The 14,366-nt window shown below is 71.2% G+C and carries 15 protein-coding genes and 1 riboswitch; of the genes, 7 read left to right on the top strand and 8 right to left on the bottom strand.

Going from position 1 to position 14,366, the window contains the following annotated elements; genetic code table 11:
- Positions 1 to 84: 84 nt before the first annotated feature.
- The 4 genes from ACGFS9_RS09760 to ACGFS9_RS09745 all read right to left on the bottom strand — a co-directional run bounded on the left by ACGFS9_RS09760 (position 85) and on the right by ACGFS9_RS09745 (position 3,282).
- Positions 85 to 990: a LysR family transcriptional regulator gene (locus ACGFS9_RS09760; protein ID WP_393251843.1), complete on the bottom strand. Its 906-nt coding sequence runs from the start codon at positions 988 to 990 to the stop codon at positions 85 to 87.
- Positions 991 to 1,210: 220 nt separating this feature from the next.
- Positions 1,211 to 2,407: a cystathionine gamma-lyase gene (locus tag ACGFS9_RS09755; protein ID WP_393251841.1), complete on the bottom strand. Its 1,197-nt coding sequence runs from the start codon at positions 2,405 to 2,407 to the stop codon at positions 1,211 to 1,213.
- Positions 2,404 to 2,895 (bottom strand): low molecular weight protein-tyrosine-phosphatase, encoded by a 492-nt coding sequence (locus tag ACGFS9_RS09750; RefSeq protein ID WP_393251840.1) that lies wholly within the window; start codon positions 2,893 to 2,895, stop codon positions 2,404 to 2,406. The genes ACGFS9_RS09755 and ACGFS9_RS09750 overlap by 4 nt, the downstream gene beginning before the upstream one ends.
- A gap of 9 nt (positions 2,896 to 2,904) precedes the next feature.
- A complete protein-coding gene (locus tag ACGFS9_RS09745) occupies positions 2,905 to 3,282 on the bottom strand; it encodes a phage holin family protein (protein WP_393251838.1) in 378 nt (125 codons plus the stop codon).
- Between the two features lie 83 nt (positions 3,283 to 3,365).
- Between ACGFS9_RS09745 and ACGFS9_RS09740 the strand changes: the two genes are divergently transcribed.
- The 4 genes from ACGFS9_RS09740 (at position 3,366) to ACGFS9_RS09725 (ending at position 5,869) form a co-directional block, all read left to right on the top strand.
- Complete coding sequence (locus ACGFS9_RS09740; protein WP_393251837.1) at positions 3,366 to 3,683, top strand: cupin domain-containing protein; 318 nt, start codon at positions 3,366 to 3,368, stop codon at positions 3,681 to 3,683.
- Positions 3,684 to 3,848: 165 nt separating this feature from the next.
- Entirely contained in the window at positions 3,849 to 4,061 is a 213-nt protein-coding gene (locus ACGFS9_RS09735; RefSeq protein WP_393251835.1) for a DUF5326 family protein, read from the top strand.
- Positions 4,062 to 4,595: 534 nt separating this feature from the next.
- Positions 4,596 to 5,333 carry an IclR family transcriptional regulator gene (locus tag ACGFS9_RS09730; protein ID WP_393252093.1) on the top strand — a complete coding sequence of 246 codons (738 nt, stop codon included), beginning with the start codon at positions 4,596 to 4,598 and terminating at the stop codon, positions 5,331 to 5,333.
- A gap of 98 nt (positions 5,334 to 5,431) precedes the next feature.
- Positions 5,432 to 5,869 (top strand): SsgA family sporulation/cell division regulator, encoded by a 438-nt coding sequence (locus ACGFS9_RS09725; protein WP_393251834.1) that lies wholly within the window; start codon positions 5,432 to 5,434, stop codon positions 5,867 to 5,869.
- Positions 5,870 to 5,956: 87 nt separating this feature from the next.
- On the opposite strand, the gene ACGFS9_RS09720 is transcribed toward ACGFS9_RS09725, so the two are convergent.
- The gene (locus ACGFS9_RS09720) at positions 5,957 to 7,618 is read right to left on the bottom strand and encodes a YibE/F family protein (RefSeq protein WP_393251832.1); all 1,662 of its coding nucleotides are present in this window, start codon (positions 7,616 to 7,618) and stop codon (positions 5,957 to 5,959) included.
- Between the two features lie 71 nt (positions 7,619 to 7,689).
- Positions 7,690 to 7,846, top strand: a riboswitch (TPP riboswitch).
- On the opposite strand from ACGFS9_RS09720, the gene thiC reads away from it, so the two are divergent.
- Positions 7,839 to 9,659 (top strand): phosphomethylpyrimidine synthase ThiC, encoded by a 1,821-nt coding sequence (thiC, locus tag ACGFS9_RS09715; protein WP_393251830.1) that lies wholly within the window; start codon positions 7,839 to 7,841, stop codon positions 9,657 to 9,659. (Overlaps the previous riboswitch by 8 nt.)
- Before the next feature lie 90 nt (positions 9,660 to 9,749).
- Here thiC and ACGFS9_RS09710 read toward each other — a convergent pair whose 3' ends face one another.
- Together ACGFS9_RS09710 and ACGFS9_RS09705 are read right to left on the bottom strand one after the other, a co-directional pair.
- The gene (locus ACGFS9_RS09710; protein ID WP_393252091.1) at positions 9,750 to 10,136 is read right to left on the bottom strand and encodes a VOC family protein; all 387 of its coding nucleotides are present in this window, start codon (positions 10,134 to 10,136) and stop codon (positions 9,750 to 9,752) included.
- 5 nt (positions 10,137 to 10,141) lie between these two features.
- Entirely contained in the window at positions 10,142 to 10,504 is a 363-nt protein-coding gene (locus tag ACGFS9_RS09705) for a DUF1801 domain-containing protein (protein ID WP_393251829.1), read from the bottom strand.
- A gap of 217 nt (positions 10,505 to 10,721) precedes the next feature.
- Here ACGFS9_RS09705 and ACGFS9_RS09700 point away from each other — a divergent pair, with 217 nt between their 5' ends.
- Positions 10,722 to 11,609 carry a LysR family transcriptional regulator gene (locus ACGFS9_RS09700; RefSeq protein WP_393251827.1) on the top strand — a complete coding sequence of 296 codons (888 nt, stop codon included), beginning with the start codon at positions 10,722 to 10,724 and terminating at the stop codon, positions 11,607 to 11,609.
- A gap of 172 nt (positions 11,610 to 11,781) precedes the next feature.
- Entirely contained in the window at positions 11,782 to 13,290 is a 1,509-nt protein-coding gene (locus ACGFS9_RS09695; RefSeq protein ID WP_393251825.1) for a VWA domain-containing protein, read from the top strand.
- 141 nt (positions 13,291 to 13,431) lie between these two features.
- On the opposite strand, the gene ACGFS9_RS09690 is transcribed toward ACGFS9_RS09695, so the two are convergent.
- On the bottom strand, positions 13,432 to 14,295 hold the full coding sequence (locus tag ACGFS9_RS09690; protein WP_393251824.1) for a hypothetical protein: 864 nt from the start codon (positions 14,293 to 14,295) through the stop codon (positions 13,432 to 13,434).
- Between the last annotated feature and the right edge of the window lie 71 nt (positions 14,296 to 14,366).

Here is a 14,366-nt window from a genome sequence, read left to right as displayed (position 1 = left end):
TGTTCCACGTGAAACATCGGCGCGGCGCCATTTCCCGTACATCCCGCGGAATCCCCGGTGGGGCTCGGCGCCGGGTCGGCTCTCTCAGGTCCAGTCGGCTGCGGCCCGCAGGAGCCATTCGTGAGCCCGGGCTATGTGCGGCATCGCCAGCGTTCCCGTCCGGACGACCAGGAAATAGGTCCGCAGGGGTGGTACGGCGGGGTCGAGAAGCGCCACGATGTCGCCGCGCGCGAGGGCCGCGGCGCAGAGGTAGGCGGGCAGGACGGCGAGCCCGGCCCCGGCCGTGGCGCACGCGAGGACGGCACGGAGGTCCGGCACGACGACGGTTCCCGACGCGGCCGGTCGGCAGTCGAAGACCGAGGCCCAGTAGCGGGCGACGAGTGGCAGCGATTCGTGCACCTCGACGACGGGCAGGCCCTCCAGCGCGTGAGCGCCTTTGCGGCGGAGTTTGCCCGGCCCAACCACGGACGCCCAACGAGGGGCGGCGACCAGGACGTGTTCTTCGTCGCAGAGCGGAGTCGCGGTGAGCAGCGCACCTCGCGGACGGGCCGTCGTGATGGCCAGATCATGATGTCCGGCGGCGAGCCCCTCCAACGTCTCCTCGGCGTTGCCGAAGGACGCACGCAGGGCGAAGCCCTGGCCGTCCTCTCCCGCCAGTTCCGTCAGCGCGGGAAGCGCCCGCTCGGCAGTGAACTCCAACGGGCCGGCGAGGTGCAGGGTGCGGACGGGGGAGTCGTCGTCGGGGCCGCTCTCGGCGATTTCGACGAGGGCGTCGAGATGCGGCGCGGCCTTGTGGGCCAGTTCGTCGCCGATGGTGGTGGGAGTGACCCCGCGGGCCTGGCGCAGGAACAGCGGGCGGCCCAGTTGCCGCTCCAGCGTGCGGATCTGCGAGGTCACCGCCGGCTGTGACAATCCGAGCAACGCGGCGGCGCGAGTGAAGGAACCGGCCCGGTGCACCGTCACAAACGTGCGCAGCAAGGCCAAGTCCATGGTGCCTCTCCCCTTTCAGCACCCCCGCGCGAGCCCCAACTATAAATAAGTCGATAGGTCTCTGTCGCTACGGTGATTGGACACTGACACAGAGTCAACTAGCCTTGTGCGCGCGGTTCTTCGCGCGCAGAACCGGGGCGGTCCGAGCCACGAGGGGGGAGGCTCGGACCGCCGTCGTCCACCGCGGGCGGAACGGAACCGCGGTCGGGTTCCTCCGGCCCTACTCCGCCGACACGTCCAGGGCCCGCAGCACGTCCGCCACCAGGTCCTCGGGGTCCTCGGCGCCCGCGGAGAAGCGGATGAAGCCCTCCGGGACGGCGTCGCCGCCCCAGCGCCCGCGCCGTTCCGCCGTGGACCGTACTCCGCCGAAACTGGTGGCGTCGTCCACCAGGGTCAGTGCGTCGAGGAAGCGGTCGGCGTGTTCGCGCGTGGGCAGGGTGAACGACACCACGCAGCCGAACCGGCGCATCTGCTGCGAGGCGACCTTGTGCGAAGGGTCCTCGGGCAGCCCCGGGTAGCGCAGCCCCGTGACCTCGGTCCGATCCCGCAGCGCTTCGGCGACCGCCCGGGCGTTGGCCGTCTGGCGGTCGGCGCGCAGGTGCAGCGTGGCGAGCGACCGGTGGGCCAGCCAGGCCTCCATCGGGCCGGGGATGGCACCGACGACCTTGCGCCAGCGGCGGACGGGGGCCATCAGGGCGGCGTCGCGACCGGTGACGTATCCGAGGAGGATGTCCCCGTGTCCGGTGAGCATTTTGGTGCCGCTGGCCACGGAGAAGTCGGCCCCGAGTTCCAGCGGGCGCTGCCCGAGCGGCGTGGCCAGGGTGTTGTCGACGGCCACGAGTGTGCCCTGGGCGTGCGCGGCCTCGACCAGGCGTCGCAGGTCGCACACGTCGAGCCCGGGATTCGACGGTGTCTCGATCCACAGCAGCCGGGCTCCGTCGAGCACGTCCAGTTGCGCGTCGCCCGCCGTGGGGGCGGTGCGGACCTCGACGCCGAAGGCCGTCAGCTGCTCGCGGACGAGAGGCAGTACCTGGTAACCGTCTGCGGGTAGGACGACGGCGTCACCGGCGCGCAGCAGGGAGAAGAGCACCGCGGAGATCGCCGCCATGCCGGACGGGAAGGCGAGTGTCTCGACGCCGTGCTCGCCGGGCGCCTCCAACGCGCCGATGGCGCGCTCCAGGAGCGTCCACGTGGGGTTCTCGTCACGGCCGTAGGTGTAGGGGCCGGTCGGTTCCCCGGGAAGGTGGAAGTGCGCGGCGAAGACCGGGCCGGGCAGCGTCGGTTCGTGTTTCACGGGTTCGGGAAGGCCGGCCCGTACCGCGCGGGTGCCGTCCCCGGGGGAGACCGCGCCGTCCCCGCTCCGCCGTGTCCGGCCCGTGTTCGTACCGTTTCCCGTGACCGGGTCCCCAGACGTCATGCCGCTCGTCCCTCCACTTGCGCTCGCACCGCGGCGAGCAGCCCTGGGCTCGCCGCCTCCACCATCTCAAGACAGTCCTCGAAGCCGTCCCGCTGTCCGTAGTACGGATCGGGGACGTCCAGGTCCTCCCCCGCGGCGGGGTCGTAGGACCGCAGCAGCCGGATCTTCTCGGCGTCCTCGCGGGTCGGTGCCATCCGGCGCAGATCCGCGAGGTGGCCGGCGTCGAGCGCGATGACGAGATCGAGGTGCGCGAACCAGGACGCCCGGAAGCGGCGGGCGGTGTGGTCGCTCGCGTACCCGTTGGCCTCCAGGACGGAGACGGTTCGCTCGTCCGCTCCGTCGCCCTCGTGCCAGCCGCCGGTGCCCGCGCTGTCGACCTCCACCTGTTCGTCGAGCCCGGCGTCCGCGACTCGGGCACGGAAGACGGACTCGGCCATCGGCGACCGGCAGATGTTGCCGGTGCAGACGAAGCAGACGCGATAGGACATGAGCCGCTCTCAGTCGTCGTCGGGAAGGACGACGTTCAGCGCCCAGGACACGATGGAAATGATCAGGCCGCCCAGGACGGCGGTCCAGAAGCCCTCCACGTGGAAGGCCAGGTCGAGCTTGCCGGCCAGCCACGAGGTGAGGAGCAGCATCAGCGCGTTCACCACCAGGGTGATCAGGCCGAGCGTGAGGATGAAGAGGGGGAAGGTCAGGACCTTCACGACGGGCTTGACCAGGAAGTTCACCAGTCCGAAGACCAGCGCGACGAGCAGCAGGGTGCCTATTTTCCTGCCCGTGCTGTCGCCCGTGAGGGTGATCTTGTCGAGCAGCCACACGGCCACGGCCAGAGCCCCCGCGTTGGCGATCGTCTTGACTACGAAATTCATCATGTGTGTGATCGTGGCAGACGAGATCGGCAAGCACGCAGCGGCTGTGGACAAGGCCCGCCGTGCACACACAGCGGACGAGGGCGATGAAGGCATTCCGGCTGGACGACCTGGAGGCGGAACGAGCCGCCAATGATGGTGCCTATCTGCAGTTCCTGCGCGAGCGGAACATGTCGGTCGGCCTGTACGCCCTCGACGCGGGTCGGCACGATCCCCAGAGCCCGCACGCCCAGGACGAGGTCTACTTCGTGGTGAGCGGCCGGGCGTCGATCACGGTCGGCCTGGAGACCACCCAGGTCGCGCGCGGCAGCGTCGTCTACGTGCCCGCCGGGGTCGCCCACAAGTTCCACCACATCACCGAGGATCTCCGGGTGCTGGTGATGTTCTCTCCCCCCGAGAGCTGATCCGGCGTATCGGGGTTCCCTAGGGGGACGGTCAGGGGAGGACAAGGGGCGCGAGGGCCCCGTGCGGTCTCCTCGGCGACCTAGCATCGGTGGCAGGACGACAGACGACCCGGAGACGGCGTCCCGACGGCGGGGCCACGGGCACGAGAGGCAAGGACGAGGGCGATGCGAGAGATCTTCGACGGGATGCCGTGGTGGGTGAAGTGGGTCGCGGTGCCGATCATCGCCCTGGTGGTGTTCGGCGGCCTGATAGCGAGCGTCGTGGGCTTCGTCATCGGCCTGCTCTTCAAGCTGCTCGTCTTCGTCGCGCTGGTCGGCGGGCTGATCTACATCGTGCGGAAGTTCATGGCGGGCTCGTCCTCCCGCGGCGACTGGTGACGTGCGCGACGGTGGGCGATCGGTAACGGCACGACGGCAAAGGGAACCCCAGGTTCCCTCGGGCGAGGGAAGTTTCCGGCGAGGACGGCTCTGAGCGGGGGAGGGCCGTTAAAGTCCGGAATTCGACGCGGGGTCGATCCCCGCGGGCAGCGCACACCCCCTCCCGTGTCCCCCGCACGGGCGGTCCTCCTCGCGCTTCGGGAGTGCCTCTTGGCCACGGTTGACACCGCACCCGCACCATCCGCAGCTCCACCTCTGCAGCGATCGGCCGAACCCGCGGTGGCCCGCGTCCCGCCGGCACAACTGCGGACCTCCCCGGCCGAGACGCTGTCCCGCCCGTCGTCGTCCGTGGTCGTCACCCCGCCGGGAGAACGCACCGCGCCGGGCGGTCGGCCGGCCGGGTCCGCGGCCTCGCGCGAATCGGTACGCGCCGGAACCGCTCCGGCCGCGACCCGGCACCCGCGGACGACCGGCTCCGCACACGGCGTGTCCGCCGAACCGGACGCGGCCGCCCTGGAGCCGCACCCCACCACCCTGATCGGTTCGGTCCAGCGGGCGATGCGACTGCTGGAAGCGGTCGCCTCGCGCAGCCAGGGGGCGCCCGCCAAACAGCTTGCCCGGGAGGCCGGACTCGCGCTGCCCACCGCCTACCACCTGCTGCGCACCCTCGTCCACGAAGGCTATCTGCGGCGCGACAAGGGATTGTTCTTCCTCGGGGACGCCGCCGAGCGCCTGAGCGGCAGCGCAGCCCAGCAGAAACGTCGCAGCACGGTGCGCGAGACCCTCGCCCGCTGGTCTGACGCGATCGGAGCTCCCGTCTACTACGCGATCTACCGCGAGGGCGAGATCGAGGTCATGGGGGTCGCCGACTCCCCCGCGACCCCCGCGGTCGAGGAGTGGGCCGATTTCCGGGAGACCGGCCATGCGCACGCGATCGGCCAGTGCCTGCTGTCCCAGCTCGACGAGACCGCTCGACGCGACCACCTCGCCCGGTATCCGGTGCGATCCCTCACCCCGTACACGGTGCGTGACGGCGAGCGGCTGCTCAGGCGGCTCGAACGCACCGCCCGGATGGAGCCGGTGATCGAGCGGCAGGAGTACGCGCTGGGGGCCGTCTGCGCCGCCGTGCCCGTCACCGTGGGCCGTACCGCCGGGGCGATCGGCCTTTCCCTGCCCTCCCGTCAGGCCGACCGGCTGCCTCTCGCCACGCAGCGGCTGCAGAGCGAGATGGGCCAGGTCCTGGGGTCACTCGGGCTCTCTATCAGCATCTGAAAAATCACTCCTTGTGATCTACCGTGCACGTTGCGCAATATTTCAGCTGTGTCGGGGGATGATTCCTGGCCAGACGACGGCGAACGACGGGGTAGGCGATGCGCGAGTCGGTGCAGGCAGAGGTCATGATGAGCTTCCTCGTGTCGGAGGAGCTCTCCTTCCGCATCCCGGTGGAGCTGCGCTACGAGACCTGCGATCCCTACGCCGTGCGGCTGACCTTCCATCTGCCCGGTGACGCGCCGGTGACCTGGGCGTTCGGACGGGAGCTGCTGATCGACGGGGTGGGCCGGGCCTGCGGTGACGGCGACGTGCACATCGCGCCGGCCGACCCGGACACGCTCGGTGAGGTGCTGATCCGCCTTCAGGTCGGTTCCGACCATGCCCTGTTCCGGTCGGGTACGGCTCCGATCGTGGCGTTCCTCGACCGGACCGACCGGCTCGTGCCGCTGGGCCAGGAGCGGTCCCTCGACGGCTTCGGCACCAGCCTGGACGAGGCCCTCGACCGCATCCTCGCCGAGGAGCAGAGCGCGGGCTGAGAGCCTGCGACCCGACCGCCGTGACGCTGCCGCGGCAGCGGTTCCGCGGTGAACGCCGCAGGGTCGCGCGGGCCTGTCCACCAGGGGTCAGCGTTTGCGCCGCCGTCCCTTTCCGCTCTTCGCGGGTGACCCGGACGCAGCCGGTTGCGGGGCGGCCGGGCCTCCCGTGCGGTCGGCCGCGACCACCAGAGCGGCCAGTGCGGTCGTCACGGGCACGGCGGCGACCAGACCGATCGACCCCACGAGCGTGCGCACGATCTCCTCGGCGACGAGTTCGCTGTTGGCGACCGTGCCCACGCTGCTCTGCGCGATCGAGAACAGCAGCAGCAGCGGCAGCGCGGCGCCCGCGTAGGCCAGGACGAGGGTGTTGACCACCGAGGCGATGTGGTCCCGGCCGATCCGGATTCCCGCTCGATAGAGACCGCGCCATCCCATGGTGGGATTCGCCTCGTGCAGTTCCCAGACCGCGGACGTCTGTGTCACCGTCACGTCGTCGAGCACACCGAGCGAACCGATGATGACACCGGCCAGCAGCAGACCGCTCATGTCGATGGCCGGGTACAGGCCGTGGATCAGCCCGGTGCTGTCGTCCGTGTTGCCGGTCAGGAAGGCCCAGTCGATGAAGACCGAGCCGAGGATGCCGATCAGCAGCAGCGACAGGAGCGTGCCGACCACCGCCACCGAGGTCCGGGCCGACAGTCCGTGACACAGGTAGAGGGCGATCAGCATGATCGCGCTGGAGCCGACGACCGCCACGATCAGCGGGTTCGACCCCTGAAGGATCGCGGGGAGGATGAAGAAGTTCAGGATCAGGAAACTGATGGCGAGGGCGATCAGCGCCATGATGCCCCGCATCCGGCCCACCACCACGACGACCACGGCGAACAGGCCGGCGAGCAGGGAGAGGGGCAGCCGGCGGTTCGCGTCGGTCACCGAGTACTGGAGGTTCTCGGGGGCAGAGGGCTCGTAGGCGACGATGACCTTCTCGCCGCGGTGCAACTGCCGTGACTGGTCCGGCTGGACGATCTCGGTGAACGTGCGGCCCGTGTCCTTTCCGGAACCGATCCGGATGGTCGCCCGCTTGCACGCACCCTTCGCCTGCTGCCGGCCCAAGGAGCCTTCCGGTGCGGAGGTGTCACCGCCCGGGGTCCCCCCGGAGGCGTTCACGGAGGCGCAGTCCACCTCGACGACCTTCGTGACGGTCGCGTTCTGCGTCTGCCGGTCGAAACCGACACCGGTGCGCTCGTGGGCCGGGGCGCCACCGGGCCACAACACCACGAGTCCCACGGCGACAGCGGCCGCGAAAGGGATCAGAACCGCGGCGATGACCCTGCGCAGACGCATCGATACGGGCGCTGCGGGGCCGTGGCTGTGCGTGTGGCCGTGTCCACCGCTCGGGCCGTGCCCGTGTCCGCCCCCCGACCCGCGCCCCCGGCCGTCACCCGGGCCCTGCCCGTGTCCGCCACCGGAGACCGGTCCGTGACCGTCACCGGGGCCCGGTGCACCGCCCTGGCCCGGTCCGCGGCCGTCGTACGGTCCGGGACCGGGCTTGTCGTCGAGGAGGCCGCCGTTCCCGCCGCCGACCGCGGGGTCATGAGCCGTTCCCTGCCCGGTGTCGTGCCGGTGGCCGTACGCGGACCCCGGCCCATGCCCCTGACCGGCACCGGGACCATGTCCACGGCCGTCGCCGGCGCCTCGACGGCGCGGCGGCTCGGACGGTGGGAACGAGGGCTGCTGGGTCGTTGTCACCGACCGATCATCGCAAGAACGGCAAGGGCCCCCTGTTCACCGCGCCAGATATGACGCTAGCGTGGTGGCACCTTTGTACACGCGGGAGCTCGGAGCACCGGGCTGAGAGGGCGCTGACCTCCGTCTTCGCGATGTTTCACATGAAACATCGGTGAACGGAAGCCGCTGCGTCGACCGCCGAACCTGTTACCGGGTAATGCCGGCGTAGGGAGTAGGTCTCATGACCATCAAGGACGTCAACACGCCTGCCTCCAGCCAGTCGGACGGTGCCACGTCGCCGTCCGGAGGCGAGGAGGCAGGGAAGTCCATCGGCTGGCACAAGGCGTACGTCGAGGGTTCGCGGCCCGACCTGCGGGTGCCGGTCCGTCAGGTTCACCTGACGAACGGGCAGTCCGTGACGCTGTACGACACCTCCGGCCCGTACACCGATCCGTCCATCGACACCGATGTGCGCCGGGGCCTGGCGCCGGTGCGGGAGAACTGGATCATCGCTCGCGGCGACACGGAGGAGTACGCGGGCCGACCCGTTCGTCCCGAGGACGACGGAATCAAGCACACCGCGCCGCGGGGCGGTCTGCGCAATCTCGACGCCGTCTTTCCCGGGCGTCCCCGGCTGCCGCGGCGAGGGCGCTCGGGGCAGGCGGTCACGCAGCTCGCGTACGCGCGACGCGGCGAGATCACTCCGGAGATGGAGTTCGTGGCGGTCCGGGAGAACGTCGAGCCCGAGATCGTCCGGGCGGAGATCGCCGCAGGCCGGGCGGTGCTGCCCGCCAACGTCAACCACCCCGAGATCGAGCCGATGATCATCGGCAAGCGGTTCCTGGTGAAGGTCAACGCCAACATCGGCAATTCGGCCGTCACCTCCTCCATCGAGGAGGAGGTCGAGAAGATGACCTGGGCGACCCGATGGGGCGCCGACACCGTCATGGACCTGTCCACCGGGCGCAACATCCACACCACGCGCGAGTGGGTGCTGCGCAATTCCCCCGTGCCCATCGGAACGGTCCCGCTGTACCAGGCGTTGGAGAAGGTCGACGGCCGGGCCGAGGAACTCACCTGGGAGATCTACAAGGACACGGTCGTCGAGCAGGCCGAACAGGGTGTGGACTACATGACGGTCCACGCGGGTGTCCGCCTGGCGTACGTGCCGCTCACCGCGAACCGCAAGACCGGCATCGTCTCGCGCGGCGGTTCGATCATGGCCGCCTGGTGCCTGGCGCACCACAAGGAGTCGTTCCTGTACGAGAACTTCGAGGAACTCTGCGAGATCCTCGCCGCGTACGACGTCACGTACTCCCTCGGCGACGGCCTGCGGCCCGGATCCATCGCGGACGCCAACGACGCCGCGCAGTTCGCCGAGTTGAGGACACTCGGGGAACTCAACACGGTCGCGAAGCGTTTCCACGTACAGACGATGATCGAAGGCCCGGGACACGTCCCGATGCACAAGATCAAGGAGAACATCGACCTTCAGCAGGAGATCTGCGATGAAGCTCCGTTCTATACGCTCGGCCCGCTGACCACCGACGTCGCGCCCGCGTACGACCACATCACCTCCGGTATCGGTGCCGCCATGATCGCTTGGTGGGGCACCGCCATGCTCTGCTACGTGACGCCCAAGGAGCACCTGGGCCTGCCCAACCGTGACGACGTCAAGACCGGGGTCATCACGTACAAGATCGCCGCTCACGCGGCCGATCTCGCCAAGGGCCACCCCGGTGCTCAGGACTGGGACGACGCGTTGTCCGACGCCCGCTTCGAGTTCCGGTGGGAGGACCAGTTCAATCTGGCCCTCGACCCGGACACGGCACGGGAGTTCCACGACGAGACGCTGCCCGCCGAGCCGGCCAAGACGGCCCACTTCTGCTCCATGTGCGGTCCGAAGTTCTGCTCCATGAAGATCAGCCAGAGCATCAACGAGCGGTTCGGCGGGGACACCGCCGAGGGTGCGTCGGCGGAGGAGATCTCCGAGGGCATGCTCCAGAAGTCGCGCGAGTTCGCGGCGGCGGGCAACCGGGTCTACCTGCCGTTGGCCGACTGACCCGGTCGCGGGGCGCGGTCCGGGGAGGTGAGCCTGCCCGGACCGCGCCCGGGGCGGATGCGCCCCGGCCGGGGCGGGCGGCGCGGGCGGTCATGCCGGGCTGTCCTGCGGATACCAGCGAAGCTCCACGGTGTTGCCGTCCGGGTCGCGCACGTACAGCGAGGTGGCCGTACCGCGCGCGCCGAAGCGCGGGCCGGGACCGTCGACCACGGTGAAGGTGCCGGCGGCGATCACCTCGTCCCAGTCGAGCGGCTCCACGGCGAGGCAGATGTGGTCGACGTTGGTCCCCGCGCGGACTCCGGCGACGAGATCGATGATGGTCTCCCCGGTGACCCGCACCGACGGGAACGGGGCCTGCCCGAGGCGCCACTCGGTGACGCGCACCGGCTCCAGGCCCAGCAGCCCGACGTAGAACTCCAGGGACCGTTCGACGTCCTCGACGGTGAGGACCAGGTGGTCGAAGGCCTTCACGCGCACGGGGGTCATGCCGCCTCCAGGGCCACCGCGAGGCGCAGCCACTCGGCGAAGAGGGCGGCGTCGACCTCGTCGGCGCGGCCGAGTTTCACCGAGGCCATCCGGCGGGCCCCGGGCACGAGCCGGCCCGACGGATCGCTCACGTCCCGGCCGCGCCAGAGGCCGAAGGTGACGGAGGACGTGTGGGCCTTGAGCAGGCAGACCGGGGTCCGGCCGGGTTTGTCGCCGAGGCTCCAGACGGGATGCCCGTGCCACACGGCGCCCGAGGCGGCGGGCAGGACCGATTCGACGACCGTGACGATCCGCTCGCCGATGTCGCGCAGCGGGTGGTCGAGGGTGTCCAGGTAGGAGGTGATCTCCGAGGCAGACATGGGGTTCCGTTCGGTTCGGGCCGGTGAGGGCCGCGGCGGGAGTGTTCCCGGGAGGTGCCGGTCGGGAGGGTGTGACGGTGCGGGGGAGGCCGGAGCAGCCCGGCCGCGGACGGTCCGGCGGGCCGTGGTGACGTCTTCCACGATCCGCTGTCCGGGGAGTGTCATCAAGGCATGATCGGTATACGACCGTTGAGTCGGATTCAACGCCGGAGGGGCTGTGCTGGAGCGACTGGAGATCGAGGCCTTCCTGACGCTGGCCGAGGAGCTGCATTTCGGCCGTACCGCCGAGCGGCTGCGCATCACGACCGGACGCGTCAGCCAGGTGATCAAAAAGCTGGAGCGGCGGCTGGGCGGCGCGCTGTTCGAACGCAACAGCCGCTCCGTCCGGCTCACCGCGATCGGGCGCGGACTGGCCGACGACCTCGCGCCCCTGGTCGCGGCGATGGACGAGGCGGTGGATCGGGCGATGCGGGCCGGTCGCGGAGTCACCGGGGAACTGCGGGTGGCCTTCCTCGGCGAGTGGACCGCTCCGGCACTGCTCCGGGCTGTCGCCCTGTTCGGTGAGCGGCACCCCGGCTGCCGGGTGGAGGTGCGGGAGGTGCAGCTGGCCGACTCGCGGGCCAGTCTGCTGGACGACTCGATCGACCTCCTGCTCGCCTCGTACCCGTTCGACGGAATGGCCTGCGGACCCGTGCTGCTGCGGGAGAGACGGGTCCTCGCCGTGGCGGCCGGGCACCCCCTCGCGCACGAGGAGGAGCTGTCCGTGGAAGTGCTCGCCGATCACCCCGTGGTCCAGTACCCGCAGGTGACCTCGGCGGGGTTCAAACGGGACCGTACCCCGGACCACACGCCCTCCGGCAGACCCGTTCCGAAGGGACCGGTGGGCGAGTCGTTCTCGCAGATGCTCACCCTCGTCGCGATGGGCCGGGGCGTCCTCCCGGTCGGGGAGCACTCCCGGCGGTACTACCCGCGGCCCGACATCGCCTACGTGCCCTTCAGCGACGCGGCACCGATCGAGCGGGGGCTGATCTGGAAGGAGAGCAACACCACCGAGCGCGTGCGCGCGTTCGTGCGCGCGGCCACCGACGCGACCGAACGGCGCTGAGTGCGCACACCACCCCGTGACGCGGTGACCGCACCTTCGCCAAGCGGCCGGGCGACGGGTCGCTCCCGGGCGGAGCCGGTTCCGACGCGCCCTCGCCGGATCGGCGGGGCCGTCTGTGCGGAGATGGCACCTGTTCGGCCCCGGTCCCGGATTCTCTGGGCAGACTGGGCGCATGACAGGGACATCGATGAGCAAGGGCGGCAACCTTCCCGTCGCCGCCGGGGCGGTGCGGGTCGAGCTCGGGTGGTCCGGCAGCCCCGGAGGGCCGGACGCCGACGCCTCCGCGCTGCTGCTCGGTGCCGACGGGCGGGTGCGGGACGACGGCGACTTCGTCTTCTACAACCAGCCCCAGCACGCCTCGGGCGCCGTGCGCCATCTGGGCAAGCGGCGGGAGGCCGCCGGGACGACGGACACGGTCGGCGTGGACCTGACGGCGTTGGAGCCGCAGATCGAGCGGGTCCTCCTCGGCGCCTCGGCGGACGGAGGCACGTTCGGCCGGTTGACGGGCCTGCGGCTGCGGCTGCTGGACGCCGCGACGGGCGAGGAGCTGGCGGTGTTCGAGATGGAGGCCACGACGGAGACGGCGTTCATCGGGGGTGAGCTGTACCGGCGCGCCGGCGCGTGGAAGTTCCGAGCGGTGGGGCAGGGCTACGCGTCCGGCCTCGCGGGCCTCGCGACCGACTTCGGGATCAGCGTGGACGAGGAACCGGGGGCCTCCGGGCCCGGGCCGTCGCCGGCATCCTCGCCGACGCCCGCCATCTCTCCCTCCGCACCGTCGACCGCACCCGCGTCCGGCGTCCCGGCCCGGCCCGCGCCGGCGGCCCCGCCCGTCCCCGCGGCGCCTCCCACCTCGCCGTCCGCCGGAACACCGCCGCGGAACCCGGCGGTCACCGCCCCGGCCGGCGGACCCGGGCCCCGGCTGGTCAAGGGCGAGGAGCAGCTGCCGGTGGACATGCGCAAGCGGCTCTCGCTGCGCAAGGAGCAGGTGGCCGTGAGCCTGCGCAAGCACGGCGCGGAAGGCGTCACCGCGCGCGTCATCCTGGTGCTGGACGCCTCCGGCTCGATGTCGTTCCTCTACTCGAAAGGGGTCGTGGCCGACGTCGTGGAGCGGATGGCCGCCGTGGCCGCTCAGCTCGACGACGACGGCGAGATGCAGGCGTGGACCTTCGCCTCGAACCCGGCTCGGCTGCCGGACCTCGTCCTCGGGGAACTGCCGGAGTGGCTGGAGCGTCACGTTCGCGTCGGTGAACTGACCCTGTTCCGGCGCAAGAAGCCGCGCAAGGGCCTGCTTCCGGGCCAGGTGGACATGCGCGCGGTCGGCATCCAGAACGAGGAACAGAAGGTGATCGCCGAGGTCCGGGGGTACGTTCGCGACCACCCGGCCGCCGCGCCCACACTGGTGCTGTTCTTCTCCGACGGCGGGGTGTACCGCAACAAGGAGATCGAGACGGAGCTGCGGGCGGCGGTGGAGGAGCCGGTCTTCTGGCAGTTCGTGGGGCTGGGCCGGTCCAACTACGGGGTGCTGGAGCGCTTCGACACCCTGCCGGACCGGCGCGTCGACAACGTGGGCTTCTTCGCGGTGGACGACATCGGCGACGTACCGGACGCGGAACTCTACGACCGGCTGCTGTCGGAGTTCCCGGCGTGGACGCGCGAGGCGCGCCGGCTGGGCATCATCTGATCCGTCCGGTCCGGTGAGCGGGGGCCGGGCCGGGCCGGAGGCCGCGAGGGCGTGTCCGCCGCGGCAGCCCGGTGGGCCCGCGCGCCCTCGCGCCCTCGCGCGGGCACCTGCTCCCGCCGGCCCCGCCGTCGGCGTCCGGGGTCACTCGGGCCGGTGCTCCGGTCCCCCGAAGTCGGGGCTGCTGAAGTCCGGGCTGGAGAAGCTCGGGCGCGGTCCGGCCGTGTCGCCGCCGTCGGGGCTGCTGAACCCCGGCCGGTCGTACCCCAGGTGCGGGATGCGGCTGGGCGCCGGTCCGGTCCGGTCCAGGGCCGCCGACCCCGGATCGGCGAGGGCCTCCCGGAGGAAGGGCAGGATGCCGCGCTCCAGCAGGGCGTCGTGCCAGGCGTCCCTGGCCCGGGCGACCTGGTCGCCCGACTCGCCGGCGGCTCCCGCCAGGAGCGCGGACGAACCGTTGCGCAGGGCCGTCAGCAGCAGCCCGGCGGCGGCCACGAGGATCGCCGCCGCGGTGACGGCGCCGAAGACCCACCCGGTGGTCAGGAGGGTCCGGGCGATGGCCGGTTCGGGGTCGAGCAGGGTGAGGATGTAGCCCACGAGCAGGAATATCCCCGCGGCCGTTCCGGCGAGGACGGGGGCGAGCACCGCGACGACGGCGACCGCGCCGGCCCCCGCGGTCTCGGTGGCCTCGCCCACCTGGGCGGCGAGCCCCATCGCGTCGGTGCCCGCTCCCGCGGCGCCGGTGGCCTCGCCCGTGGCCGGGGTGGATCGCGCCGGGCGGCGCAGTTCCTCTCGGATCTTCACGTACTGCGTGTACTCGTCCGCCGCCGCCGCCGTGATGAGGGCGGTGGCGGCGAGCGCCATCGTGCGCAGCTGTTCGAGGTTGAGCCGCCGGCCGCCGGCGGCGAGTTCCGGGTGGTGTGGTGCGGAGCGCAGCGCCTCATCGAGGATCCGCTCGTATTCCCGGCGGTCCTCGCTCAGCAGGTGCTGCGGAACGCTGTTCATCTGCATCCCCCGATGCTCCGTAGGGCTGATGGCTCGCACGCTGACGAGCCGTTGGGCAGAAACGGAGGGGAGCCTGC

It is taken from the genome of Streptomyces sp. NPDC048566 (assembly GCF_043199735.1).
Classification (GTDB): domain Bacteria; phylum Actinomycetota; class Actinomycetes; order Streptomycetales; family Streptomycetaceae; genus Streptomyces.
The sequence above is the reverse complement of the archived record's forward strand: the minus strand, read 5'-3'. Positions and strand labels throughout refer to the sequence as shown.

Excerpts from the sequence above, each read along its gene's own strand:
- ACGFS9_RS09760 (WP_393251843.1), bottom strand. The coding sequence starts at position 990 with ATGGACTTGGCCTTGCTGCGCACGTTTGTGACGGTGCACCGGGCCGGT.
- ACGFS9_RS09755 (WP_393251841.1), bottom strand. The coding sequence starts at position 2,407 with ATGACGTCTGGGGACCCGGTCACGGGAAACGGTACGAACACGGGCCGG.
- ACGFS9_RS09750 (WP_393251840.1), bottom strand. The coding sequence starts at position 2,895 with ATGTCCTATCGCGTCTGCTTCGTCTGCACCGGCAACATCTGCCGGTCG.
- ACGFS9_RS09745 (WP_393251838.1), bottom strand. The coding sequence starts at position 3,282 with ATGATGAATTTCGTAGTCAAGACGATCGCCAACGCGGGGGCTCTGGCC.
- ACGFS9_RS09740 (WP_393251837.1), top strand. The coding sequence starts at position 3,366 with ATGAAGGCATTCCGGCTGGACGACCTGGAGGCGGAACGAGCCGCCAAT.
- ACGFS9_RS09735 (WP_393251835.1), top strand. The coding sequence starts at position 3,849 with ATGCGAGAGATCTTCGACGGGATGCCGTGGTGGGTGAAGTGGGTCGCG.
- ACGFS9_RS09725 (WP_393251834.1), top strand. The coding sequence starts at position 5,432 with ATGCGCGAGTCGGTGCAGGCAGAGGTCATGATGAGCTTCCTCGTGTCG.
- thiC (WP_393251830.1), top strand. The coding sequence starts at position 7,839 with ATGACCATCAAGGACGTCAACACGCCTGCCTCCAGCCAGTCGGACGGT.
- ACGFS9_RS09705 (WP_393251829.1), bottom strand. The coding sequence starts at position 10,504 with ATGTCTGCCTCGGAGATCACCTCCTACCTGGACACCCTCGACCACCCG.
- ACGFS9_RS09695 (WP_393251825.1), top strand. The coding sequence starts at position 11,782 with ATGACAGGGACATCGATGAGCAAGGGCGGCAACCTTCCCGTCGCCGCC.
- ACGFS9_RS09690 (WP_393251824.1), bottom strand. The coding sequence starts at position 14,295 with ATGCAGATGAACAGCGTTCCGCAGCACCTGCTGAGCGAGGACCGCCGG.